The sequence below is a fragment of the Methylotuvimicrobium alcaliphilum 20Z genome (genome assembly GCF_000968535.2).
GTDB classification, from domain to species: Bacteria; Pseudomonadota; Gammaproteobacteria; order Methylococcales; family Methylomonadaceae; genus Methylotuvimicrobium; species Methylotuvimicrobium alcaliphilum.
Genome location: NC_016112.1, coordinates 1573116 through 1599151, shown reverse-complemented (window position 1 = coordinate 1599151; position 26036 = coordinate 1573116). Strand labels below are relative to the sequence as shown.

The window sequence follows — 26036 nt, the reverse complement described above, 5'->3', positions numbered from 1 at the left end:
TACAACATAAATAATTAAATCATGAGTGCAAAAATCATCGATGGTAAGGCGGTCGCATTGGACGTCCGCAAAAAATGGAAACAACGCGTAGCTCAACTCAAAGAAAAAGGCGTGCTCCCGGGCCTAGCCGTCATCATTGTCGGCGACAATCCTGCCTCGCAAGTCTATGTGCGCAATAAAATCAAAGCCTGTCACGAAGTCGGCATTTATTCCGAATTGATCGACTTGCCCGAAGATATCAGCGAAACGTTATTGCTATCGGCTATCGAACGCCTTAATGATAACTCTTCGATCCACGGTATATTGGTACAACTGCCCCTCCCCGATCATATCGACGTCAACAAAGTTCTCGAAACCATCAATGCCGATAAAGACGTGGACGGCTTTCATTTGTACAACCTCGGCGCCTTGATGGCCGGCAATACGATATTCCCGCCCTGCACACCCTACGGAGTTCAATGTTTGCTTGAATATTGCGACATCCCGATCGAAGGCCAAAATGCCGTCATCGTTGGGCGCAGCAACATCGTCGGCAAACCGATGGCACTGATGCTGCTGCAAAAAAATGCGACCGTCAGTATTTGCACCTCGAAAACTCGTGATCTGAAGCAATTCACCTCATTGGCCGACATTCTGGTCGTCGCGACCGGCAAACCTAATTTGATTACCGCCGATATGGTCAAACCCGGCGCGGCTGTCATCGATGTCGGCATCAACCGGCTCGAGGACGGTAAATTGGTCGGCGATGTCGATTTCGAAAGCGTTAAGGAAGTCGCCGGTTACATCACGCCGGTACCGGGCGGCGTCGGTCCGATGACGATCACGATGCTGGTCGCCAATACCGTCATTGCCGCCGAACAGGCGCATAGCTAAATCTTACAATCTCGCGCTGAGGCGCGGAGATGATAGTTCGTTCCCGCGGCTTTCTGGTTCCCATGGTCCTCCGTGGGAACCCATATCTTGGCTGCCGAGTCACGATCGGTATGCATTCCCACGCTGGAGCGATGGGAACGATGAATGAAACCCTGCGCCTCCCCGCGGAAATATACCCGTCGTAGATCAAAATTCGGCGCCTGGGTGCCCGTTAAAGGACGCCGAGAATACGTCCATGTAGGCTCTATGCCAGCTCCATGCTGGCAAAGCCGTTATCGGACACCCAGGCGCCTCCTCTGGCACTGCCGAAATTTGAAGTGCGAAAGGTATACTTACTCGACTACAAAACTGTCGACTTTTTGAAAGCCGCGCGGTAAATGTAAGCCCCGCTTCGCCCGGGCTCCGCTGTAATGCCCGATATCGGCTGTTTTGAGCGTCAGTGTGCGTTTACCGGAAATGAGCTTCAATTCGCTTTGCTCGGAAATCACGGCCAATGCCATGACCGCATCGCTGCCGTCGGCCAAGTCGCTTGGCGGAATTTGAATCAGTTTATTGCCCTTACCCCGCGTCAAAGCCGGCAATTCATTGACCGGAAAAATCAACAACCTCCCCTGTAACGTCGCAATCGCCAACAAATCGCTATCGCGATGCACTCGAACCGGCAACAACGCCTTCGCGCCCACCGGTAAGGTAACAACCGTTTTACCGGCTTTATTCTTACCGAACAAATCCTTCAATTGCACCCTAAAGCCGTAACCGGTAGATCCGGCCAGCACATACCAATCCTCCGGATTGCCAGCCAGTAAACCAATAAATAAAGACCCTGCAGGCGGATTGAATCGACCGGTCAGCGGTTCGCCTTGACTGCGCGCCGAAGGTAAGTCATGACTTGCAGTTGTATAAACGCGTCCGGTCGAATCCAATACATAAACCGGCTGAGTCGTGCGGGTTTTTACCGCATGCAGAAAGCCGTCTCCGGAGCGGTAATTCAAGCCTTCAACATCGATGTCATGACCTTTCGCGGCACGAATCCAGCCCTTTTGCGACAATATCACCGTGACCGGCTCATTCGCGATTAATTCCGTGCTGTCGAGCGCCTTTGCCGAACCCCTCTCAATAATCGGCGAGCGCCGCTCGTCACCGAACTTTTCGGCATCGACCTGAATTTCTTTTTTGATCAAACGGTTCAGCAAAGCTTTCGAACCCAAGGTTTTTTCCAAGGCTTGCCGCTCTTTTTCGAGCTCTGCTTGCTCGCCTTTAATTTTCATTTCCTCCAATTTAGCCAAATGCCGCAGTTTCAATTCCAAGATCGCTTCGGCCTGAAGATCGCTGATACCGAAGCGCTCCATCAACACCGGTTTCGGCTTGTCCTCGTACCGAATAATCGTAATGACTTCGTCGATATTCAGATAGGCGATCAATAATCCCTCTAGGATATGCAAACGAGCCAAGACCTTGTCTAACCGGTATTGCAACCTGCGTCTAACCGTTTCGGTTCGGAAGATCAGCCATTCGGTCAATATCGTTCTAAGATTTTTGACTTGCGGCCGACCGTCTAGGCCGATCATATTTAAATTTACGCGAAAATTTTTCTCTAAATCGGTCGTCGCAAACAAATGCGACATCACCGCTTCGACATCGATGCGTTTGGATTTCGGCATCACGACCAAACGCGTCGGATTTTCATGGTCGGATTCGTCGCGCAAATCATCGATCATCGGCAATTTTTTCGCATTCATTTGCGCTGCGATCTGTTCGAGTAATTTGGCTCCTGACACTTGATGCGGCAAGGCGGTAATAACGATATTACCGTCTTCCAGTTCATAACGGGCACGCATTTTGACCGAACCGTTGCCGGATGCATACATCTTTCGTAGCTCCTCGACGGGTGTAATGATCTCGGCGTGAGTTGGATAATCAGGACCCTTGATATGGTCGAACAATCTTTCCAACGGCGTATCGGGATCGTCCAGCAATTGCACGCATGCCGCCGCCACTTCTCTAAGATTATGCGGCGGAATATCGGTCGCCATGCCTACCGCGATACCCATCGTGCCGTTCAACAATACATTCGGTAAACGCGCCGGCAACAATACCGGTTCCTTCATCGTTCCGTCGAAGTTGTCGGTCCAATCGACGGTCCCCTGCCCCAGTTCGCTTAGCAAGGTTTGTGCGTAAGGCGTCAAACGCGATTCGGTATAGCGCATCGCGGCAAACGATTTCGGATCGTCCGGCGAACCCCAGTTCCCTTGACCGTCGATCAACGGATAACGATAGGAAAAATCCTGAGCCATCAACACCATCGCTTCATAACAGGCCGAGTCGCCATGCGGATGATATTTACCGAGCACGTCACCTACCGTACGTGCCGATTTTTTATATTTTGCCGCTGCAGTCAGCCCCAGCTCCGACATTGCATAAACGATGCGTCGCTGCACCGGCTTGAGGCCATCGCCAATATGCGGTAAGGCACGGTCCAAAATCACATACATCGAATAATCGAGATATGCCTTTTCGGTAAATTCCTTTAACGGAAGTTGTTCGAAGTTTTCCTGAATACCCATAAATTAAAGATCGTCCTTCGGTAGATCGACGTGTAAGGCCATATGTTTTTCCATGATTTCCTGGCGCATTTTTTTGCGCATCAACGCGGCATCGTATAGTTTCTGTTCCAATTCGCTTTCTATGGTCAATGGCGGAACAGGCACCGGCTTGCCATTCTCATCGACCGCCACCATCGTAAAATAAGACGAATTGGTGTGTCTTTTTTCTTGAGTGCGTAAATTCTCGGCAACCACTTTGATGCCGATTTCCATTGAAGACCGCCCGACATAATTGACATGTGCGGACAAGGTCACCAACTCGCCAACCTGAATTTTTTCCTTAAAAAAAACTTGATCTAACGATGCCGTTACAACATAGTTCTTACTATACCGTGCCGCACAAGCATAAGCGGCCTGATCTAGCAGTTTTAATAACGAACCGCCATGCACGACACCGGAAAAATTGGCCATATCCGGCGTCATCAAAACAGCCATCTGCAATGTTTTCTCTTGTTGTTTTTTCGATTGATTCACATGTTTTCCGGAGTGGTTTTATAACGCCTTTTCGACCAAACAAATCTTATCGATTCGTATTCCAATTCGAATGAAAGGCTAACAAACGGCCTATTTTAACCGGTTTCAAGAATGATTGCGCCACGAGACGGATGAAAAGCTGCAGATTCAAGTGAAGCTCGTGGAAGGACGGAACGAGACCGGCGGATGCTCGCCGAGAAGAAAACTGTATAGTTTTTCGATTATCCTAAATTCAGCAGATTAGCCATAAATCTCATGAGGTATAACCTCTTATTCTTCATGATCTTCATGTTAAATTCTCTTTCTAGAATTATCGACAGTCGCGCCCATACCTACAAGAGTAAATCACATGAAAATTTTCATGAAGCATCAATTTGTTGCGGATGCTCACCCGGAATAGGATGTGTTTTATTAGGATATTTCTTAAGTATCATTTTAACGTAATTTTGCGTTTCTCGATAAGGAGGCACACCTTTATAGCGTTCGACGGCACCCTCTCCCGCATTGTAAGCCGCCAATACCCACTCCACATTGCCGTTGAAATGGCGCATCAGCCAATGCAGATAAGCCGTACCGCCCTTGATGTTCTGAATAGGATTAAAAGTATCTTTGACACCGAATCTCTCGGCGGTTGCCGGAATCAATTGCATCAAGCCTTGAGCATTTTTGTTCGATAATGCGACGGGATTAAAGGCAGATTCGGCCTGAATAACCGCCATAACAAGCTCAGGATCGATACCGTAATTCGGAGCAATTTTTTCGACCCACGATTTGACGATTTGGCGATTGGGATTTGCATGCTGCTCGGCCGTTATCGTTAATTCGGGCTCAGGGCGGCGACAACGGGAATCTTTCGTCGGTTTAATATTTTTAAATTTGATAACCATGCGCCTGGCATAGGGATCTCCCGCTTTTGCCGCCAACCTGAACCAATAAAGCGCTACCGATAAATTTCTCGACACCCCTCGGCCATTGAAATAAATAAAACCCAAATGGTAAGCCGATTCGACATCAGACATTAATGCCGCCTTACAATACAATTCGTAAGCTTTCCGATAATTTTTTTTCACGCCGCGGCCGTGTTCGTAAACCATCGCCATTTTACGAATTCCGCTAGGATGATCGTCCGCAACTTCGGCTGCAAATAACGGCGAGGAAAAAAATAGAATTACGGCAAATAGCCTTAATAGCCAACTCATGTCAGTCTCTCGTTTTGCATAACATTATGGAAAGCAATTTTAAAGCCATAAAATAATATCCATTATTTTCCTATTACTTATAATGATCACACCACTTGTTTGGCTGGATAACTGTAAAAAATTCCGACATTACTCTTAGTGCCAATGCCGAAAATTGAGATGAAACAAATATAACACCGGGAACACTCCGAAAACTCAGAACCGCTTCATGAATAACTCGAAAGTTGACCGAATTATAAAATTGCAGCTAGACTTCAAAAGTAATCAGTGCATGGCGCCTATCTAGGCTTGAATAATCAATACAAAATCATGAATAAAAGCAATAGAATTGATCTCTCACGCCTAAACACGCAATGGCGAATCTTATTATTAAGCGCATTACTACTCAACACTACGGCATGCTCTACCAAGGAGGAGGTAATTGCACCGACACCGGACCCCACGATACTCGAGCTAAAACTAAAAGCCGGCAAACTTCTAAACCCCGATATTGAAGGCCGCGCATCGCCCTTGGTCGTTAGAATATACCAATTCGAGGCAATCGATAAATTCAATACAAGCGATTTTTTCGCCATTTACGACAATGACGTAGCACTGCTGGGCCAAGACATTATTTTTCGCAAGGAACTGGAACTTCAGCCTGATACAAACCGGAATTTAAGCTTAGAAAGCAAACCTGAAGCTCGCTATTTGGCTATCTTCGCGGCATTTCGCAACCTCGATACCGCACAATGGAAAGCATCGATGAAGATCGTCCCCAATCAAACTAATAAGGTTACTATTAATTTCGATCAATATACTGTGACACTGAAAACAAAAAATGCCGATTAAAGGAAATCAATAGAACCCTTCATCACCTTGTTTAACAAAGGCGGAAAACATGTCAGGCAACATTCCAAAACCACCGACACAGTATAAACAAATCAGCACCAAAAAAACTCTGTTTGTTGCGATATTGACATCACTGATATTATCCCTCGGCTGCCAAACAACCGACCCAACCAGCCCAGAAGGCCTCAAAGCTTTAGAAGGCTTTAAACCTCAAGACACCGACAAGCTATTCGTCGTCGATTGCCTGCTACCCGGACAAGTCAGAAAGCTCGGTACGCAAATGACCTACTTAACAGCCAGACGCGCTATCAAAACGACTGCGGGGGAATGCGAAATTCGCGGAGGCGAATATGTCGCTTATGATAGAGCTAATTTAGCCAGCGCTTTAAAAATATGGCTACCGCTTGCACAACAAGGTGACCCCGAAGCGCAAATCAACGTCGGCGAAATCTACGAAAAAGGACTAGGCGCGCAAGCGGATCCTCGCTTAGCCGCCGAATGGTACCGAAAAGCCGCCGAAACAGGTCATTCGAGAGCGCAAATTAATCTCGGTTATTTATATGAAAAAGGTCTCGGCGTTGAAAAAGACCTGACTACTGCATTAAATTGGTATCGTAAGGCATCAGGCTTAGAAAACACCGACTTGCAATTTGCTTCGGTTGTCGAGGCACAGTTTTCCAGCGCTCATGAACAAGAATTGGAAGCTTTACGGCAAGATGCCGCTCGACGTAAATTCGAGGCGGATCAATTACGAAGCCAACTAGCCGACACACAACGCCAACTCAGACAACAGCAAGACAATCTACGCTCGATACAAAGAAACTTAGAGCAAAAAAAACAACAACTCGAACAGGAAAAAAACAAATCCACCCGTAACGAATCGCTACTGAAAGCGCTGGAACAGGAATTAAAAGCCGATCAAACCGAATTCGAAGCGCGACAAACTCAAATTTCAAAATTAGAACGCTCCCTGGAAACCAAACAGAAATCCATCAAGCATAGAACTCAAGCCGCTTTAGTCCAGGAACAAAAAATCGTCGCTAGCGCTCCGCAAAAACCGATCATCGACGACCAATCCGCTAAAACACTCGCTAATGCTCGTAGCGAACTGCAAAAAAACGAAACCTTACTTCAAGAAAAAGAAAGTCATTACATAAGGATCTCCAATGAAATCAAACGATCCTTAGAAGCTGTGGGCTCATCATCGGCCGAACAAAGCGATTCGCCGAGAGAACAACTAAGAGCGAAGGAAATCAGGGCTAATTTGGACCGGCAAAAACAATCGTTGCAAACGGTTGCACAGGAAATCAATACCTTAAAAAACCGAATTAACGAACAACGCAAAGCCGTAACAAAATTGGAAAGCGGTCAATTGATACAGTTAGCCTCTGCCGCTCCAACAATTCAAATTATCGATCCGCCGATGGTATTGACTCGAGGCGTTCCGAGTTTATTGTTAAGATCGATAGCCCCATCAAAAACCATCACCGGCAAAGTCGAAGCGCCTGCAGGGCTTAAAACATTAGTGGTCAATGATAAACCTGAAAACATCGATACGCAGGGTTTCTTTAAGATAAATATCACTGCCACAGAAGCGACGACACCGATCAAAATCGTCGCCATCGATAAAAAAGACAAAAGAACTAGTCTGAATTTCAATATCGTAACCCAAGAAGAAATCGCCACTTCAAGCATAGACAGCCAACCAACGACACCTAGAAAACCCGGTCGATTTTATGATGTCGACTTCGGGCGTTATCATGCGCTCATCATCGGTAATAACGATTATACGGAGCTACCGACACTGAAAACCGCGATCAACGATGCCAAAGCGGTCGAGTCGATTTTGCGCCAACGCTATGGTTTCAAAACCACATTGCTGCAAAATGCCAATCGCCACCAAATCATGACGGCGCTGAATGCTATTCGCAATTCATTAAAAGAAAACGACAATTTATTAATTTATTATGCGGGTCATGGAGAACGAGACAAAACCAGCCTTGCGGCTTACTGGCTACCTACCGATGCCGAAATCGACAATACCGCAAACTGGATTTCCAGCGACGATATCACCCGCTATCTGAACATCATCGCCGCACGACACATCCTAGTTGTGGCCGATTCTTGCTACTCGGGCGCGATGACCGGAACGGCGATTGCTAGACTACCGGACGGCATGCCCGAAGATAAACGTGAAAAATGGCTGAAATTCATGGCAACACGGAAAGCACGAACCGTCTTGACATCAGGAGGCGTGGCTCCGGTTCTCGACGAAGGAGACGGTCAGCATTCAATATTTGCCCGAGCCTTTATCGATGCACTTCAAAGCAATCGGGGTTTAATCGAAGATTATGATATTTTTCGTTCGGTATCGAAACAAGTTCGAACTTCGGCATCCCGTGTGGGTTTTACTCAAGCACCTCAATACGCGCCGCTTCAACATGCCGGTCACGAGGGCAGCCCGTTCTTTTTCGTTCCCGGTGCTTAACGACAACACCGTTAAGGAACGAGCATTAAATAACTTCGATAATTGTTGGAAGGAGGTTCGGTGGCTCGATTGACGGGTGTCGGCGACAAAGCAGATTTTTGCTCCTGCAAAATCTGCATTCATGCCATCCATGGCAATCAGATTCCGCCGTCAAGCCTACATGGAAGTATTCACCCAGCACCTAAATTCCATAGCCCATTGGCTATGGTTAAATATCTTGGATAATTCATCCAGCACCTAAATTAAGCCATGATTTTGAATCATTGCCAAAGACCTATGGAATTTAGGTGCTGGGTTCACGGCGTCCTGTCAAGCGAGTCGCCCAACCTCCACAATGCGCAATACTTGTAGAAATTATTTTCTACATATTCCTAAGCTGTAAGAATGGGTTTACTTCGCTTCTCGACAAACAGCACAGACGCCCTAAAAATGACAACAAAACTTAAGCCGGGAATTGCCGGCTTAATCTTGTTGCTCTTACAGCTTAGTGGCTGCGCGACACCTTCAGAACGTTTTGAATCTAGCGCCAAAAACTTAGGGCTTACCAGCATTGAAATAATCGGCGAACCATTTCGCCATCGAGTCTATTTAAACCAAACTGCGGCGCAATCCGACACCATCCCGGTAGTCCATGTTTATTTAGATGGCGACGGCACGCCTTGGGAAATGAAGCGCTGGATTGCCGAAGATCCGACACCGAGAAACCCGCTGATATTGCGTTTAATGGCGGCAGATAAAGAACCTGCAATATTACTGGGCAGGCCTTGCTACTACGGCTTACATTCGACGGAAAACTGCCACTATTCACTATGGACATCGAAACGTTATTCGACCGAAGTCGTCGAAAGCATGGCATCCGCCTTGCGGAAATGGCTAACAAACACCAAAGCAGCAAACGTAGTTTTGATCGGTTATAGCGGAGGAGGAGCACTCGCCACGCTGCTCGCGCCTTACTTTAAAAACACAAGCATCGTTGTTACTATCGCAGCCAACCTGAACACAAGCGCCTGGAGCCGACACCACGCTTATTTACCACTAGACGCATCTTTAAACCCGATTGACGCTCAACCTTTACCGGCCGAAATAAAACAAATTCATCTAGCCGGCGTAAAAGACGGCAATGTTCCCGCTTCAATCGTCGAATCTTTTAGCCGGCGGCAAGCCAATGCCGTTTACCTGCCGATCGACGGATTCGATCATGTGTGCTGTTGGGCCGACTTATGGCCCGATATTCTTAAAAGATATATCGCACCTTCATTTGAGCGCCCGAATTGACTATCAGCCTGGCCGTTAAAAACGGTTAATCTAAAAATAAAAAATATACAATTAGAGTATCGCGACAAACAACTTCCTAGCGCTATGATGCACTGCCATTAAGTTAAGGATTTTTCCGTTCGCCCTGAGCCTGTCGAAGGGTGAATGGAAAAATCCTGGGTCGATAAGTTAAGCCGTCCATGGTTCGACAGGCTCACCACGAACGGCTTAACTTAATGGCAGTGAGCACTATGATGGGATCGATCTTTGACGAACGACCTCATACAGCATCGCACCGGTCGCGACCGACAAATTGAGACTGGAAACACTACCCTGCATCGGTAATTTGACCAACCAGTCGCATTGCTCACGAGTCAAACGCCGCATACCTTTACCCTCGGCACCGATCACCAAGGCCATCGGCAACTTAAAGTCACATTGATAAAGCGTTTGCTCGGCCTCGCCGGCCGCGCCGAAAATCCAAACCCCCTGATCTTTTAGCCAACGCAACGTTCGGGCCAGGTTCGTAACTTGATAGACCGGCACGGTCTCGGCCGCGCCGCTCGCGACCTTACAAACCGTCGGCGTAATACCGACCGCATTGTCCTTAGTGATAATCACGCCATGCACGCCGGTAGCATCGGCCGTCCTTAAGCATGCTCCGAGGTTATGCGGGTCCTGAACATTATCCAAAACCAAAAACAACGGCATGCCGGTAAGACTGGAAACCGCCTGCTTCAACGCATCTTCCGATTGCGCCGAAGGGAGTTCGATTTCAAGCACGATACTTTGATGATTATTACCGTCGGCGAGACGATCCAGTTTTTTTCGGTCGACTTTTTCGGGGTTAATACCGATCTTTTTCAAGTCTTCGAGCAATTGACTTAAACGTCGGTCCTGACGGTGCGAGTCAACCCAAGCCTGATGAATATGCTGAGGCGAATAATCGAGTGCCGCCTGGACCGAATGAATGCCGTAGATTTTGACTCGGCTCATTTTTTACGCCGTCTTTTTTTCGGGCGCTTTGCCAAGGCAGTAACCTTGACCAGTTCGAAATCGATTTTTTTATCGTCGAGATCGACACGTACGACTTTCACTTGCACGGTATCGCCAAGACGATAACGAATGCCCGTACGTTCGCCGATTAATTGATGACTGGCAGCATCGAAATGAAAATAATCTTGGGCCAGATTACTGATATGAACAAGACCCTCGACATAAATATCGGCAAGCTCGACAAAAAAACCGAACGACGTCACCGCCGAAATAATACCCGGAAACTCTTCGCCGACCTTGTCCATCATGTATTCGCACTTGAGCCAACTAACGACATCGCGTGTCGCATCATCGGCTCGGCGCTCATTCGTCGAGCATTGCTCGCCAAGCGTGACCATGTCGGGAAATCCGTAATGATAACTTTCCGGCTTTTTGTCTTGTAAACAATGTCGGATGGCCCGATGCACCAACAAGTCGGGATAACGGCGAATCGGCGACGTAAAATGAGCATAGGCGTCGAGCGCCAAGCCGAAATGACCTTTCAAATCGGGACTGTAAACGGCTTGCGACATCGAACGCAGCAAAACCGTTTGAATCAAGTGAGCATCCGGGCGCCCTTTAATACTATCGACTAGATGCATGTAATCGAGCGGCGTCGGCTTCTCACCACCACCCAAACTCAGACCCACTTCACCTAAGAAGGTCTTCAGCGCCAATAATTTTTCCGGTCCGGGCCCGTCATGAATTCTCAGTAACTTGGGCATTTTTCGGCGATTGAGAAATTTAGCCGCCGCCATGTTCGCGGTGATCATAAACTCTTCAATCAGCTTATGTGCATCGTTACGCACAACCGGAACGATCTTTTCGATCTTACGCTCGGAACCGAAAATAATCCGGGTTTCCTGAGTATCGAAATCCATTGCACCGCGTTTTTCTCGGCTTAAACGCATGGCTTTGTACAAAGCATACAGTTCCTGCAAATGCGGCATTAAAGGCTTATATTTTTTAATTAAAGCTTTATTGCCATCGACCAGCATGCTAGCGACTTCGGTATAAGTCAGGCGAGCATGAGAACGCATCACGGCCTCGAAGAAACGCGAACGCGTCATCTGCCCTTCCGCATTGATCGTCATCTCGCAGACCATACATAAACGGTCGACTTCGGGATTAAGCGAACAGAGTCCATTCGAAAGAATTTCCGGCAACATCGGAATCACCTGTTCCGGAAAATAAACCGAAGTACTGCGGTTTTTGGCCTCAAGATCCAATGCGCTATTGATCGCGACATAATGAGACACATCGGCGATCGCGACAAAAAGCTTCCAACCCTTTCCAGTCTTACGGCAATACACCGCATCGTCAAAATCGCGCGCATCCTCGCCGTCTATCGTCACCAGCGGAACATCTCGCAAATCGACACGTCCTTCCTTAGCGGCTTCCGGCACTTCATCGCTGAATGACTGAATTTCCTGTTCAACCTCTTCCGGCCAAACATGCGGCAGACCATGGCTGCGAATCGCCATCTCGATTTCCATGCCCGGAGCCAAATGCTTGCCCAGAACCTCGGCAACGCGCCCGATGGGCTGATTGGTCTTACTCGGTTGCTCCAGGATTTCGGCGACAACGATATCGCCTTTTTTTGCTTTGCCGGTTTCATCACCCGGTATCAACACGTCTTGCGCCAGGTTTTTATTATCCGGAACGACGTAATTGACACCTTTTTCGGTAAAAAATCGGCCGACAATTTGCTTAGTATTGCGCTCCAAAACCTCGACAATAGCACCTTCGCGGCGCCCTTTCCGGTCGAGACCGGCGATTCTCGCGACGGCCCTGTCATTGTGCAGAACCGAACGCATTTCACGGGGAGACAAAAATAAATCGTCGGAACCGTCATCCGGCTTTAAAAATCCAAAGCCATCGGCATGACCGAGGATGCGCCCGGCAATCAAATCCTTGCTGTTAACCCGGCAGTATTTTTGGCGCCGATTGAATAATAATTGTCCGTCCCGTTCCATCGCACGAAGCCGTCTGCGCAAGGCCTCCAACTGGTCGGGCGATTCGAGTTGAAATTCCTGAGAAATTTGGTCGCGCGACAACGGTTTACCGACATGGGCGAGCAGATCGAGAATCAACTCCCGACTAGGTATCGGGTTTTCGTATTTCGCCGCCTCCCGCGCCGCGTAAGGATCTCGGGTCGGAGTAAAATTTGGTTTTTTATCTTTAGACTTCAATGTCGTCGTTTCCTAAATTAGAATGAATGTCATAGCTTAACTGATATACACATATTTTAACAATTCCCCATGCAAATCAAAATTCAACGTGATGTATCAAGCGGTTGATGAACAGCAAGGGTCAGACCTCATCGATTTTAGGCATCGATAGTATTGACAGCATATCAAGCAATCGGTATAGTGCGCGCTCACTTCGCTGATACAGCACACCTTTGCCGAGGTGGTGAAATTGGTAGACACGCTAGCTTCAGGTGCTAGTGCTCGCAAGGGCGTGGAGGTTCAAGTCCTCTCCTCGGCACCATTTCTTGATTACCCCCGTTAAATTTTTGCAATTCCCTACACTTAGTTATTTTACCCCAGGACATTGCGATTATTAACATTGGACAGCTAACCGAACGAATTTTAGACTGCAGATGATAACCTTGCCCCGCCCAAACTTTTGATCTAACGCATACCTACTGGCAAGGAAGCTCTTGAACATGAAAATTTTTTTAGCCTCCGATATTCATACAGAATTCGCACATCAGCGGTTTGATCCGTCTGCCAAATATTCATGTTTACGTTTCGATCATCCCAATACCGCGGATGTCGTAATTCTGGCCGGCGATATTGGCGAACGGTGCAACGGCCTAGAATGGAGCCGGAGGCGTTTTGCCAACCGTGAAATCATTTATGTCGCCGGCAATCACGAGTTTTATGACAACGATCTGAGCATCATCGATGAAATGCGGGCGACCGCGAAGGCGTTGGGCATCCATTTTCTGGACAATGACAGCGTCGTCATTCACGGTTTGAGGTTCTTGGGCTGCACATTGTGGTCGGACTTTAACCGCTATTCGCCAGCAGCGGTTTATGATGCGCAATCGACCATGAACGACTATCGCTATATCACCTGCCAAACATGGTGGCAAAACCCCGATCACTACGATCGCGCGACCGCGCTGATGAGGCGGACCACCGATTCGCTGTTCGGGTTTGAGCCGCACTATTTTTCCCCGGCCGTCGCCTATTGTCTGCATCAGGATTCGCTGCGCTGGCTGGACCGGCAATTAGCCGAGCAACATGACGGAAAAACGGTGGTGGTAACCCATCATGCTCCCTCGCTGCGTTCCATGGATAGCGTCGATTACGCCTATGCCTCTTCACTGGATGAATTTATAGCCGACCGATCGCACCGCATTGACCTGTGGTGCCACGGCCATATCCATAATGCGGTGGATTATGAGATCGCCGGCGTTCGGATCGTGTCGAATCCGCGAGGATATCCAAGATCACCGGCGCCCGGCTTTGATGAGGAGCGTTTGATAGAGGTGTAGAAACCATAAACCAACCTCTTCTATCGAGTTCTTTCTACAGCCTCATAAACCACACAAACACCATCTCAATTAAAACGGCTGAACATCATCCTCCGGCGAATGCATAGGCGGCTCGTTAGCACGCATCAGACCGGCCAATGTCGCCCCCGCGACGCGCGCATCCACTTCCTGCATGAACACCTCCGCTGAAGGCAAATAATAGCCGTCGCGCGGCCATTTTTCGCCAATCATCGGCGGATTGCTGAAGGTCGTGACTTTGTCGAGATAGGCCTGATAAGCCGTTTTGAATGCTTCACGCGCCGCCGCCAAGGTTTTGATCAATTCGCCGGGCGTGACCACCTCATCAGGATACAGCCAAGTCGTCGCGCCCATCATATCCTGCAAGCGCCAGTCTTTTTTGGGACTGTTCGGATGTTCGTTGTGGCAATCGACGCAGGCAGCCGAGACGGCGTAATCGGGATACATCGCGGTATAGCGCTGAATATCGTCGGCATAGAAATATTCCGGCCGAAGCGTTTGCTTGATCAAGTTGAATTTATCGATTTGTATGCCTTTGAAGGCATTCGACGACGCAATCGGAAAATCCGAACCCAAGAACAGGCTCAACGGTGTCGCATTTTTTTCCAGGCTTCTCGACGCTTCCCGTAAAAACAACGCCGGCAACGGCCCGGCTTCGACAGAGGCTTCCTGCCAGTCTTCGCTGAACTGAAGGCCGGCCTTTTCGCCTTCGCCGACGATTTCTTGCGTATAGAGCGCGCGTACCGCATTGTTTTCGTTGGCGACGATATCCAGCAAGCGATTGACGGGAATCGTCCGGTCTTCGCCGGCTTTACCATCCGGCAGCGCTTGCGGCGCTTCGACGAATAAATAGACGATCGACCCCACTAAGGTTAAAAACATCAACAAAAAGGTCTTATGACTCATCCGGTTTCTCCTTCGCTTTTTGGATGACGGGTCCGGGATACGGCGATGCCGCTCCGTTGAAATAGTCGCCGATAATAGCCGGCGCGATGGCATTGTCGACCTCGGTCGGCACATCCATTCGATGATTGCCGTGATAGTCGTGACAGCCCAGGCAAGTCTCCCAGCGTTGCTGTTGCGCCAAAGTTTGATGCGGAATGCTGATCGGGTCTTCTTTCAGCGAAAAATCCTCATGGCAACTTTGGCAAAATTCGGCGTTCTGTAGGGTGATGCGAACGCCCCGGTGCTCGACATGACAGGAGGCGCAGGTTTCGGGGTGAAGTTTTGCCCGCGTTTCGGCAAAACGCGGCTCATTGAAACGATGCACCAAATGCGGGTCATTCGGGCGATCATGACAGGCCAGGCATTGCGCGTTGCTCACCGGCCGGAATTGAAAATAAGCCTCATGCTTTCTCAAGCCCAGTTGGTGTTTGAGATTGGCTTTAATTTGCTGGCGCGCACTGCCTTCGGCCTCACGATGACAATCCGAGCACGGCAGTTGTTCATGACCGTGATTGGCGGGACCGGGACTGTGCCAAGCGGCTTGATTGTCGGACATCAGTAGCGCCAAACCTGCGATACTTAGAAACAGGCCTGCGGCATAGCCCAAACGATATTTAAAGCGAAACGCAAGGTAACGAGATGGCATCTGTCAAGCTCCCGTTACTTATAGGCAAGCGCGATATAAACGTGGTAAGCGCTTAAAAACAACAGACTGGTCGACAGGCCGACATGCAAGATCGTCCAGCCGTATACATAGGCTTTTCTAAACGCGGCGGTTACAAACTCGCCGCTGCCGTAGCCCAGAAGGTTATTGGCCAAATATACGCTGCTCAACACCGCCAAATAAGCGTAGCCGATACTCGTGGCGTGCAGATAAAACAGCAGGGGCGCGACTGTGCCGAAAATTTTATGGCGGTTTTTTTGGGCTTTCAGACGATCGCTTTCGCGCTTCAGCCAGCGCGCGACCGGCAAACGCCACTGCAACAAGACATAAAACAAGAGTAATAAGCCGCTGCAAATCTTATACGTTTGATCGCTTTGCCATTGCTCGAGCAAAGGCCACTTTAAATCGATCGCATCTTGCAGACCGTAAGCCGCCAACAGGCACAAGCCGACGGCACGGTAGCCCCAGGCATCTCGATCGGCTTCGCTGTTTTCGCCTGTCTGTTGCGGCGCTTCCAGGTCGGTGATTTGCCGAGCTGTGGCGCCGCTCTTGCGAAGCAGTGAGACAGTTGCGGTTTTATAACTGCCGGAGCCGCAAATGTAATAGGATTCGCCGGGATAACGTTGCACGAGCGCATCGGCATCGGCCTGTCGCATGCGTCCGCGAGTCGAGGTAGGCCGAAATTCGACCGTTATGTCACAAATCCGCGCAATTCGGGATAATTCGTCGCGGCAGAAGAAATCATCCCCCGAATTGGCGGAATAGTCGATATGAATTCTCGTTTTTCCGTGGTGCTTGACGAGCATCCGGCACAAGGCCAGAACCGGCGTGATGCCGACGCCGCCGATCAGGCAGATGATGGGCCGGGAGCCGTTCGGATCGAAAACAGCGCCGCCGACGCTGGCCGAAACCCTGAAAGGCGCGCTGGACGAATCGTCGAGATGATCGAACAACCAATTCGAAAAGAAACCGCCTTTTTTACGTTTGACGATGATCTCGCGCAATCCGCTGTCCGCACCATCGTCGGTGATCGCGTAGGGCCGCCCGACCCAAGCGCCGTCGATGAAGGCATGGACTATGATATAGGCGCCGGGCGGCTCCCGTTGCCAAGGCTCTCCATCGGCTCTGGCGAAGCGAAAGGCGCAGTAATTTTCCGAATAGCGATGCGCCGACGCCAAAAGCACCGGCAACCATGAATTTTCACCGAGTAATTCCTTGATGTAAACCTGACAGCAACCGCACTCACTGCCGGCGCCTGTGGCTCTGGAGATTTCAGAAAGGCTTGTCATGCCTTGTTCGATCGATCGTTCTATGGTGTTCCTGTCGATTTGCCGGCAATGACAGATGATTTCAGGTGGCGTGCGTGCAATGACGCGTTGCGTGTTGGTTTCCATGAGTCGGTTCTCAATTTATCGTTTTTTGTAGGCCTATTAAGGCTGATTGCCGCGCTTGAGTTTGGAGGCATTACCCCTTAAAGGCGGCTTAATTCGCTAACATCGACGCTGAATCGGCAAACGCAATCCATTTTGGCGACACAAGCAGTCTGCTCGATCGGCCTACTCAGGACTGTCGTGATGAGCGCCTGGTCGAAACGGCACAGCTCGGGATGTCGTTGGGCCAGTTCATGATAAACGCAGTGACTGACCTTGATACTGATTTGTCCATGTTGCCGTTCGAGCTCCGGGTGGTAGCCCAAATTTTCCATGGCCTCGATCAAGGCCGGCAATGTCTGTTCTAAATCCTTACCGGCAAACTGCGCCTTCAACAATCGAGCTTGTTCGACGCCTAACTTCCAAATGACTTTTTGCAAAGCCTCCGAACCGAGTTCGACTGCCAGTTCGCTGAGCAATAAATCGCTAAACCAGGCATATTGCTTAGGTAATCCCTTGCGAGTCTGCTCGGTCAACCGATAACTACGCGACGGCCGCCCGCCCGTGTTGTTGAATTGAGCGGTTTCGCAAATCAGTTGTTTACGCTCCAGCGACGATATGTGCTGCGTGACCGCATTTCTGGAAATGCTCAATTCGGCGGCTAATTCATTGATGCTGAGGCCCGTTTCGGCAGTAAGGAGGAGTTTTAAGATTTGTTCTTGCCGTGAGCCGATTTGTTTATCCATGCTGTAAGAGAATTATTAAAAAATGAATACTGTATGTAATTGAAAGAAAACTGTTGTGTCATTGAATATTGCTGGAAACTCGGCTTGAAATAAAAATCAAGGAGTCCATACAAGTCCGACATTTACAATAGTCTCGCTTTGAAGGCGGATGATGGGGCTTGACTTCTCCAAACCCTGCAATGATTTTTTGATCAAGTATCTAGTGAGCTTGTTTATCACACTCATTCATTAATGCATTGACCCCGGTCGCCACGCACTTCGCGTGCCATCCGGTCATCGCAACTTTGTTCCCCGTTTTTTTATATAAGTGAATGAGCTTAGGCATCAATTGGGGCGGCTCCCCTAAGACCTGGTTGGCCGATAACGCAGACTTCAATCCTTCATCGGCGGATTTTTTTTCGGCTATGGCGATCAATTCCATGTGTTGAGGCAATAAAGAATCCGGGGATAATTCATCCTTCTTCAAAACCGCAATAGCTTCTGCGTTCAACCCGACGGATTTATACGCTTTGAAAGCGCTGTAATGAAGATAAGGAACATTGCCTGCTTGAGTCGTCATCATCTTATCAACCAGTTTTGTCACCGTGGGTGCATTGAGCTTAACCAGCGATCTATTGAGATCGCGCATTAAAGCCAAGCCATCAAGAAAACTTTTGACAGAGGGACTGTTTTTCACACCCACCCATTGCGTTATTCTCTTTTCCGGTCTCGGGGCTCCTGAATGAACGGTCTTAATGTAATCACGAATCGTGTCCTGACGCTCTTTGGTATCGTAATGTTTTTTGCGTAACCAATCTCGAGCCTCGAGAATACTCTCGGAAACACCGGTTATCATAGGAGTAAAATCGACCTCCATCCTTTTGGAATCGATTTTGAAAGAATCGGAAGCCATTTCTAAAAGAGATTCCCTGGATTTTTTTTGTTCCTCATTCAATTCGTCCCAGCGTTTCATTCGCCCCAACAACTCATACATGCCGATGCTGTTATAACCGGCGGCAATGAGAAGATCCGTGCCGAGTTTATCCGCATCGTCTTCTTGAGAACGGTCCAAGACAGGAATGGCCGCACTTTGAATCATTTCCAAAGCCGCCTCATTGGCCAGCAAAGGCAAAGTCTTTTGAGCAATAAGCTGGGTTCTCAATGCAAGGTTGGTCAGCCCGTGGATATAATTCCATATTTCTTCGGCATTTCCGGTAATGTGATGTCCCAGCAAGACATGACTATATTCATGCGCCAACAAAGCCGCTAGCTCATCCTCGCTTTCGATGTCCAGTAATATACCAAAGGGTACGAATATGGCGCCGTCTTCGGTGGCGTTAGCCGAATATGAAGAGTCCGGGACTACGAACACATGCGCGGGCTCCGGAATATCCGTATAAGCTTTTTGAAGGCGCGCCAGAATTTCATTCAAGTAAGCATCAAGCTCAGCCTGCCGGGCGATACCGAAATACGCGCGGCGAAAATTCAATCCCTTCTCGGGATTGGGCGCGTCCCTAGACAAACCTTTTGCTGTGCCGGGAGGCAATAGCGGGGATTGATCGGCATCGCTCAGTCTCGCGGTGAATGTCGAACAGCCTGAGGACAATAGCGCAATGCCTATGACAAAAGACTTAATCGCTCTTTTGAGTGGCGAATTAGTATTAACACGCGCCATTATTTACATCCGTCATTATTACCAGGAACGGATGTATTTATATAGTCTATCGAATAACTGCTGGCTCTATCGCAGGTAGCCGTTACCAACGGTTTTTCCGTGGTCCCTATATCGAATTGGTCCAACCATACCATCCCGCGATCCCCATTGATTAAAACATAGCCAGCTGATGAACTCTCCACTATCGGTATTGGCAATGTCGGCAGGTCGTTTATGGTAGCTTCACCGATGCGATTAAAACTCGTTCCATCGCGATGATATAAAGTGAGTGAATCGCTATTGAACCTGACTATCATTTGACGTGCCTCGTCAGAATTATCCTTGGATTCATCGGCTTGCGCGAACGAACCGAGATTCAATGAAAATATAGCTATGTAAAACAATATCGTACTGGACTTAAATTTCATTTTTGTGGCCTTTTCAAGATGAATAGAATGGGCTAGGTTAATGGCGTTCCTGTTGAATCACGCGAATGATCAATTCATAAAGCAATAAAAAGCTGAGCCAGTGGACTGCCGGATAGTGATACTGCGTATAAAGAACAAATGACAGGGCTACAATCAGCAATACCACAAACAACCTTAAGCCGAACTGGTAAAAACGCGGCTTCGCGCGAAGCACGACTGCGATCGCCCAGGAAACAACCATTGCCATACTTATCAATATAAAATCGAACACTCTTCCTTTATTATGGCTGTAGTAATCCCGACCGTAAGTCATTAAATTATCGAGCGCCATCGCGTGCAGATAAACGCCTGGAAGTTGACCATGGACCGGCGTGAGCACCAGATCATGCATTGCGGACAACCCCGAACCAATCAATACGATTTTGCCCTTGAGTACATCATGAACTTTATCGAAGTTGGTTAGGTCATGAGCCAAAACAGTTACGGTATAGGCGCAAGGCTGACGCGTCTTCTCCATGATGTCGTCGTCAAATCCGGAAATGAAAGTATGAAATATGGACTTAACAAAAGACTGAAAACGTTCGGCTTCCGTTGGGTTAATCAGATCGCATTCGCTCAAACGCACCAGCTTTTTGGTCTCCATGATTTTTGAAACAGCCCGCCCCCAATGCGGGGTCAACGGTCTGCATAATGCTTCACCCGATAAAAGGCTTGTCGGTTCCACGCATCCGATAGAGCTGTCGGCAGAACACGCCTCCCTGTAAAGCCGTAGCGCCGGCGTTGCAATACTTTGATCAGGATTACAGCTATCATTTTGCGCCTCGCCGGATTTGCTTGCCGGAAGCAGCAGCGGATAACCGCGACCAAAATTCGACCATTCCACGGGAGCTAATTCGACACTTTTTATATGCCCAAATACATTTTTTCGTGAAGTATCGGCTCCTTGAGCCAGAATGAGCGGTACTTTAAATTTGGCTAGGTCTTCCTCTAATTCCTTGCGCGCCTTGTCTAAGGTCTTGTCGTCCGCGCGGTAATTATTAAACTGAACATCGAAAAAGATAGCCTTAGGCTGATTTTTCGATACCCGATGCAGTAAACGGGAGTACCAGTCATAATGCGGCGGCCAAGCTTCTCCTTCTTTGATTAAGGTATTGTCATTGATTAAAACCACCACTATTTCATTTTGTGCTTCCGAGCCATAAAATGGCGCCGCTATACGATCGATAATGAATTCCGAATAATCATCGGCCGCCTTCTTTATGCCAAAAGGTGATGCTTTATCCAATAGAAAATTAGTCAGCATCCATGACAAAAAAATCACTGCGGCAACGGAAAACGTTCTTCCCTGAAAAATGACTTCTCGAACCTTATTAATATCACCCTTCAAATCGGAAATTGAAAATAAATTTAAAGCATTTTTAATTCCTTCACGAATGCGCCCTCGAACCTCAACCCTAAATTCACCATCGCTACAAAAACTAACCGTAGGTTTAAAACATTTGACATATAAATCCTCTACGCTTTTTAAATTATCCTGACTTTGGCGAGACGATGAATCCTTGTTATTTGTCTCATTCAAACCGGTATTTGTAATGGTTTTGTTATCCAAGATTATCAGCCTCTTTCAAAATCGATTCCTGCAATGCCTTAAGTTGCTATTATTCAATCCCCAACAGCGAATACAAGTTGGGTGAGTATCAGCCCCACGGCCATTCTCGTTCCCACGCTGGAGCGTGGGAACGATAGGGTGTGTGAATAATTACTTGCCGAAGGGTTATTCAACACATACATTAAAAACGGCTAATAACCTAGCGTCCCTCATCTTCAAAAAGAAAAGACTGATTACTTTGCTTTCATATATTGAGCATTTGTTACTAGGCTTAATCGCTCAAACCTTACGTTTGGTTCAATAGTGCAATAATTTTTTTAAGAAATCGCTCCAATAATCCTTACCGGACGGACTTTGTGTATCTTGAAACATCAGAACGACTCTAACGCACAATCAACCATGTCTTTGAAAAGAATATTTTCAAAGACGGATACTTAGGATCAGGCATCAAATAAATCACGCAACGCCATGATTTTTTCGTATACACGGCGCGCAAGCGGGCGTTAAGCGAAGCTATATAACTGTTTGTGCAACGAAGAAGACGGACAAAAAGTCCTATCGGTCGCCTAAGTTATAAAAAGCTCGCTTAGCTAGATTGATGAAATTCCGTGCTACTGCGGACAGTTATTGGGCGGATACAGGGATAGATAATATGTACGCGCCTTGATAAGACGATGCCTGACGGCTTGACGCGGTAGAGAATGGATGATAGATAAAGCGGAGTACAGCAATTGTATATTGTTGTTATTATTCATAGCCGATATTTTTTAATGCTCTATCTCTTCCGGATAGATTTTGTTTTTGAGTTGAAATGTGGCAAAAAAACCGCCACCACTACAATAAGTATTTAGTACACAATCTTAAAAAACATCTGACTGCATGGATTCCCCCCCCAACTCATCCAAAACATGACGAACGAGCCTCATGACTAATGAGCAATCATATTAAATTGTGCATAGGGTTTATGCCTTTTGCTTTACAGTGCGCAAAAAAAAGCTAACCTACGCCGTAGTCATAAACCTTAAGCGAAGATTAACGTTGTTTCCATATTTTTTCAATCAAAAATTACCATTCTTTTATTAGGAATTTTTTCGCGCATTTACTCAAAAACGTCCAACCCCTTTATTTTTTTGATGCGCCGCGCACTTCTTGTCTTTTACGAGACGATCTTGTTTAATAGCAGCCATACGACGATAGCCTGACAATTCTTAAGGTTAATTTGATCGTCAACAACCTTTTCAACCCAAATTTTCAAACGCCCGCTTAGGATCCTCACGTTTATGGACGAACTGATTTCAACTCAAATCGACACGCTTTTAAACCAAATTGCCGCCGGCAACGATAAAGCCATTGAAACGCTGTACCGACATTACCATCGCCCTCTATTCGCCTTTGTTCGACATCTCATTAATGCCGATGAAGCTGCCGACGACATCGTTCACGATACGTTTATGGCGGTATGGAAAAACCCCTTAAATTTCAACGGCCGCAGCAAGTTTTTTACCTGGTTGTGCGCAATTGCAAAAAACAAAACATTGGACCATCAGCGTAAAATCCGACGACATCAGCGATTACCCATTGATGAATGGGATGATGACTTAGCAGATACCGCTGCCGATGCATCATGGGATGTACAGGGGCATTTTGAGGACATTGAGTTGAATGAAATTATGCAAGGCTGTATCGATGCACTGCCTTTGCCGCAACGTGAAGCAACTTATTGGGTTTATTATCAGGATCTGCGACTGGAAGAGGTTGCTCGATTACAAAACAGCCCGGCAAATACTATTAAAACCCGTCTTCTTCATGCACGCTCGAAATTGCGGGATTGCTTGGAAAAGGTTTTTAGTCTCGCGGATACGGAGAAAGGGTAATGACCGATTCGGACTTGCATCATTTTCGCGAACTGCTTCCTTTTTGGGTTAACGGCACCTTGGACGAAGATCAGCAACGGTTCATGGGGGAATTCTTGCAACATCACCCCGAGCTACAAGACGAAGTTGATTTCAATCATGCCATACGTCATGCGGTTAAAGCCGTTAGCAATAGATGCTCGACCGATGCCGGTTTACAGCGCTTATTGCAAGCAAGCCGTACTGATCGCCGTCATCGCTTAATCGGCTGGCAGCGGCAGTTAAAAAGCATCTGTCATGACTGGGGATTAACCCCTGCTTTTGCGGTAATGACCTTAATCGTAGCCGTTCAAAGTATGCTGCTTTGGGGACCCTACCGAATCGACGACACGAAGACAGCACTGAAGTCATACCGTAGTATGCCGGAAGCTACCGGCACTGCGGACATCAAGATCACTGTCGACCCCGGCACCGATTTTGGGGAGTTGGTAATTTTGCTCCGGCAAAACGGTGCGCGCATCGTAAACGGCCCTTCGGAAAGCGGCGAATTGTGGCTTTCATTGGATGAGCGCAATCAACTGGATCATGTCGTTCAACAATTACTCGGCGCGACGGGCATTATGGATGTCATGCCGATTGAACCCGGCGATGGCTAGAAGCCACATCAACGATGCAATTCAATCATTTGTTCGGTTCATGGATACTCGGCTGCGCATTCGGTTTGATCGGTGTTTGTTGGGCTGATGAAGCCGCTCATCTACCGCAGCGTCATGCATTGATACTTGCTAATAGCGCCTATACCAACAGTCCATTGCTCAATCCCCGAAACGATGCGGAATTAATGAGTTCCACATTACAACAACTCGGATTTGAGGTCAGCATTGAACACAATCTCAATCGCGAACAACTATTTGGATCAACGCGTAAATTTAGCGAGCGTTTGCCTTCGGGCGCAATCGCGTTGGTTTTTTATGCCGGCCACGGCATACAAGTCAATAGCACCAATTATCTAGTGCCCGTCGACATGCAGCCGACGGGAGAGCAAAGCGTCCCCCTCAAGGCGTTTCCGCTGCAAAGTCTCATCGACCGCCTACATGCTGCCTCGTCCGCGGTCAATATCGTCATTCTGGATGCATGCCGCAATAATCCGTTTCGCCCTTCCTCCCGCAATCGTTACCGGGATTTTGCCAATCTCGGTCTGGCCAAAACCGTCATTCCCAAGGGCACGGTCATCGCCTATTCAACCGCGCCGGGCCAGTTGGCCGAGGATGGAGCCGGCCGCAATAACAGTCTGTACACGAAAACGCTGACGGAACAAATGCGGCAAACAGGCCTAACGATTGAGGAAGCACTAAAAAATGTTGCCGCCATCGTTCGCAAGCAAACACTGGATGATCAACAACCGTGGTTTGAAACCTCGCTAGTCGATGAGTTTTATTTTCTCCCCCCGCATGGCGTCACACTGTTGACTAATTCAAAAACCGTATCGACCCGTTCGGATTCAACGAGCAGTCACAATAGAAACCTTGAACCTTCAACGTGGTACACCTTATTAAAAGTTGGCGAATGGGCAGGAATCGATTTCCAATTAGAAAAACGGATGAAAAATCTGACCGAAGATGAAGTTCCTTTGCTTGAACATCGTGCCGAGAATGGTAATGTGATTGCAATGACAACGCTAGGATTTGCTTATCGCAATGGCTTTTTTCAGGGAAGAGGCAATAATGGGCGTGACATTATTAGAGGCGGAGCCAACAATACAAAAAGCGTATATTGGCTACAACAAGCAGCGCTTGCAGGGTTTCCTATCGCTCAACTCGAATTGGGCGAAATGATTCTGCAAGGCATTGGAGTTGATAGCGATAAAAGTGTTGGCATGAAGTGGCTCGAACGAGCCAGCCAATCGAGTTATCCTGCCGCCAAAATCATCTATGCGCAACGGACGGCCGGCATCGACCCGTCCGTTGCATTAACGGCGGAAGGACAGTTAAAGACACTGCAAATTCTTATGGATGTCGCTAAAAAACTAAGAGAATAACCGTTTTTTTCTTAATCTAGACCTATTCACACTTCGAATTTCGGCAGCACCCAAGGAAGCGCCGGGGCCTCGGCAAAGAGCTCCCATGAATGTATTTCCCCATCCATGAGGCTTGGTGTCATCTTGAAAATCAAGCGACTCCGTCACGCTTACACGGACTTATTCACAGCGTCCCGTAGCATGTTACCGAACCCACAACCGATAAATGTCAACATAGCTCCAAGATACTATTTGTCACGAAATTCTAAGTTGGCGACTATGTAGAGAACCTGAACATTCACCCGTATTTCAATATCAACTATGTCATTTAACCTAAACGATGCTGCTCAACCCAATCTATTGAGTGATATAACCTAAATTGTATTGCCACTATTATTCACTCATCCAAGTAAGATAATTCCGACAATTCGTAATAGAAGATTAAAATTTAGGGGTTTTTTTCACTTTTTTGATTATAAATTACTCCT

The 26036-nt window shown here is 47.8% G+C and carries 19 protein-coding genes and 1 tRNA gene; 9 read left to right on the top strand and 11 right to left on the bottom strand.

Annotation, left to right across the window (positions count from 1 at the left end; genetic code table 11):
- Positions 1-21 precede the first annotated feature (21 nt).
- Entirely contained in the window at positions 22-873 is an 852-nt protein-coding gene (gene folD / locus MEALZ_RS06915) for a bifunctional methylenetetrahydrofolate dehydrogenase/methenyltetrahydrofolate cyclohydrolase FolD (RefSeq protein ID WP_014147901.1), read from the top strand.
- 332 nt (positions 874-1205) lie between these two features.
- Here folD and parC read toward each other — a convergent pair whose 3' ends face one another.
- From parC to MEALZ_RS06900, 3 genes are all read right to left on the bottom strand, one after another.
- Positions 1206-3437: a DNA topoisomerase IV subunit A gene (gene parC, locus MEALZ_RS06910; protein ID WP_014147900.1), complete on the bottom strand. Its 2232-nt coding sequence runs from the start codon at positions 3435-3437 to the stop codon at positions 1206-1208.
- 3 nt (positions 3438-3440) lie between these two features.
- On the bottom strand, positions 3441-3950 hold the full coding sequence (locus tag MEALZ_RS06905; protein ID WP_014147899.1) for an acyl-CoA thioesterase: 510 nt from the start codon (positions 3948-3950) through the stop codon (positions 3441-3443).
- Between the two features lie 359 nt (positions 3951-4309).
- Positions 4310-5149, bottom strand: coding sequence for a transglycosylase SLT domain-containing protein (locus MEALZ_RS06900; protein ID WP_014147898.1), 840 nt, complete (start codon positions 5147-5149; stop codon positions 4310-4312).
- Between the two features lie 309 nt (positions 5150-5458).
- On the opposite strand from MEALZ_RS06900, the gene tssJ reads away from it, so the two are divergent.
- The 3 genes from tssJ (at position 5459) to MEALZ_RS06885 (ending at position 9743) form a co-directional block, all read left to right on the top strand.
- The gene (gene tssJ, locus MEALZ_RS06895) at positions 5459-5980 is read left to right on the top strand and encodes a type VI secretion system lipoprotein TssJ (RefSeq protein ID WP_162472927.1); all 522 of its coding nucleotides are present in this window, start codon (positions 5459-5461) and stop codon (positions 5978-5980) included.
- Between the two features lie 49 nt (positions 5981-6029).
- Entirely contained in the window at positions 6030-8468 is a 2439-nt protein-coding gene (locus tag MEALZ_RS06890) for a caspase family protein (RefSeq protein ID WP_014147896.1), read from the top strand.
- Positions 8469-8897: 429 nt separating this feature from the next.
- The gene (locus tag MEALZ_RS06885) at positions 8898-9743 is read left to right on the top strand and encodes an alpha/beta fold hydrolase (RefSeq protein WP_046061034.1); all 846 of its coding nucleotides are present in this window, start codon (positions 8898-8900) and stop codon (positions 9741-9743) included.
- A 228-nt stretch (positions 9744-9971) separates the two neighbouring features.
- On the opposite strand, the gene rlmB is transcribed toward MEALZ_RS06885, so the two are convergent.
- Together rlmB and rnr are read right to left on the bottom strand one after the other, a co-directional pair.
- Positions 9972-10718 carry a 23S rRNA (guanosine(2251)-2'-O)-methyltransferase RlmB gene (gene rlmB, locus MEALZ_RS06880; RefSeq protein ID WP_014147894.1) on the bottom strand — a complete coding sequence of 249 codons (747 nt, stop codon included), beginning with the start codon at positions 10716-10718 and terminating at the stop codon, positions 9972-9974.
- Entirely contained in the window at positions 10715-12949 is a 2235-nt protein-coding gene (rnr, locus tag MEALZ_RS06875; RefSeq protein WP_014147893.1) for a ribonuclease R, read from the bottom strand. Before rnr ends, rlmB begins: the two co-directional genes overlap by 4 nt.
- A 214-nt stretch (positions 12950-13163) precedes the next feature.
- Here rnr and MEALZ_RS06870 point away from each other — a divergent pair.
- Positions 13164-13250 (top strand) — tRNA-Leu (locus MEALZ_RS06870).
- Positions 13251-13428: 178 nt separating this feature from the next.
- Positions 13429-14265, top strand: a complete 837-nt coding sequence (locus MEALZ_RS06865) for a metallophosphoesterase (protein WP_014147892.1) — start codon at positions 13429-13431, stop codon at positions 14263-14265.
- 69 nt (positions 14266-14334) lie between these two features.
- Here the strand turns inward: MEALZ_RS06865 and MEALZ_RS06860 are convergent, their stop codons facing one another.
- From MEALZ_RS06860 to MEALZ_RS06830, 6 genes are all read right to left on the bottom strand, one after another.
- Positions 14335-15189 carry a c-type heme family protein gene (locus tag MEALZ_RS06860; RefSeq protein ID WP_014147891.1) on the bottom strand — a complete coding sequence of 285 codons (855 nt, stop codon included), beginning with the start codon at positions 15187-15189 and terminating at the stop codon, positions 14335-14337.
- The gene (locus MEALZ_RS06855) at positions 15179-15874 is read right to left on the bottom strand and encodes a cytochrome c3 family protein (RefSeq protein WP_014147890.1); all 696 of its coding nucleotides are present in this window, start codon (positions 15872-15874) and stop codon (positions 15179-15181) included. Before MEALZ_RS06855 ends, MEALZ_RS06860 begins: the two co-directional genes overlap by 11 nt.
- Before the next feature lie 14 nt (positions 15875-15888).
- Positions 15889-17286 carry a (2Fe-2S)-binding protein gene (locus MEALZ_RS06850; protein WP_014147889.1) on the bottom strand — a complete coding sequence of 466 codons (1398 nt, stop codon included), beginning with the start codon at positions 17284-17286 and terminating at the stop codon, positions 15889-15891.
- Between the two features lie 77 nt (positions 17287-17363).
- Positions 17364-18008: a helix-turn-helix transcriptional regulator gene (locus tag MEALZ_RS06845; RefSeq protein WP_014147888.1), complete on the bottom strand. Its 645-nt coding sequence runs from the start codon at positions 18006-18008 to the stop codon at positions 17364-17366.
- Between the two features lie 199 nt (positions 18009-18207).
- Entirely contained in the window at positions 18208-19662 is a 1455-nt protein-coding gene (locus tag MEALZ_RS06840; RefSeq protein WP_014147887.1) for a M48 family metallopeptidase, read from the bottom strand.
- A 444-nt stretch (positions 19663-20106) separates the two neighbouring features.
- Complete coding sequence (locus tag MEALZ_RS06830; RefSeq protein WP_162472926.1) at positions 20107-21456, bottom strand: CHASE2 domain-containing protein; 1350 nt, start codon at positions 21454-21456, stop codon at positions 20107-20109.
- A 1502-nt stretch (positions 21457-22958) separates the two neighbouring features.
- Between MEALZ_RS06830 and MEALZ_RS20660 the strand changes: the two genes are divergently transcribed.
- Genes MEALZ_RS20660 through MEALZ_RS20655 form a run of 3 tightly spaced genes read left to right on the top strand, consistent with a single transcriptional unit; the run spans position 22959 to position 25569 of the window.
- Positions 22959-23552, top strand: a complete 594-nt coding sequence (locus MEALZ_RS20660; RefSeq protein WP_014147883.1) for an RNA polymerase sigma factor — start codon at positions 22959-22961, stop codon at positions 23550-23552.
- Positions 23552-24187: an anti-sigma factor gene (locus tag MEALZ_RS06820; protein WP_014147882.1), complete on the top strand. Its 636-nt coding sequence runs from the start codon at positions 23552-23554 to the stop codon at positions 24185-24187. Before MEALZ_RS20660 ends, MEALZ_RS06820 begins: the two co-directional genes overlap by 1 nt.
- Before the next feature lie 14 nt (positions 24188-24201).
- The gene (locus tag MEALZ_RS20655; protein WP_014147881.1) at positions 24202-25569 is read left to right on the top strand and encodes a caspase family protein; all 1368 of its coding nucleotides are present in this window, start codon (positions 24202-24204) and stop codon (positions 25567-25569) included.
- Positions 25570-26036: the final 467 nt, after the last annotated feature.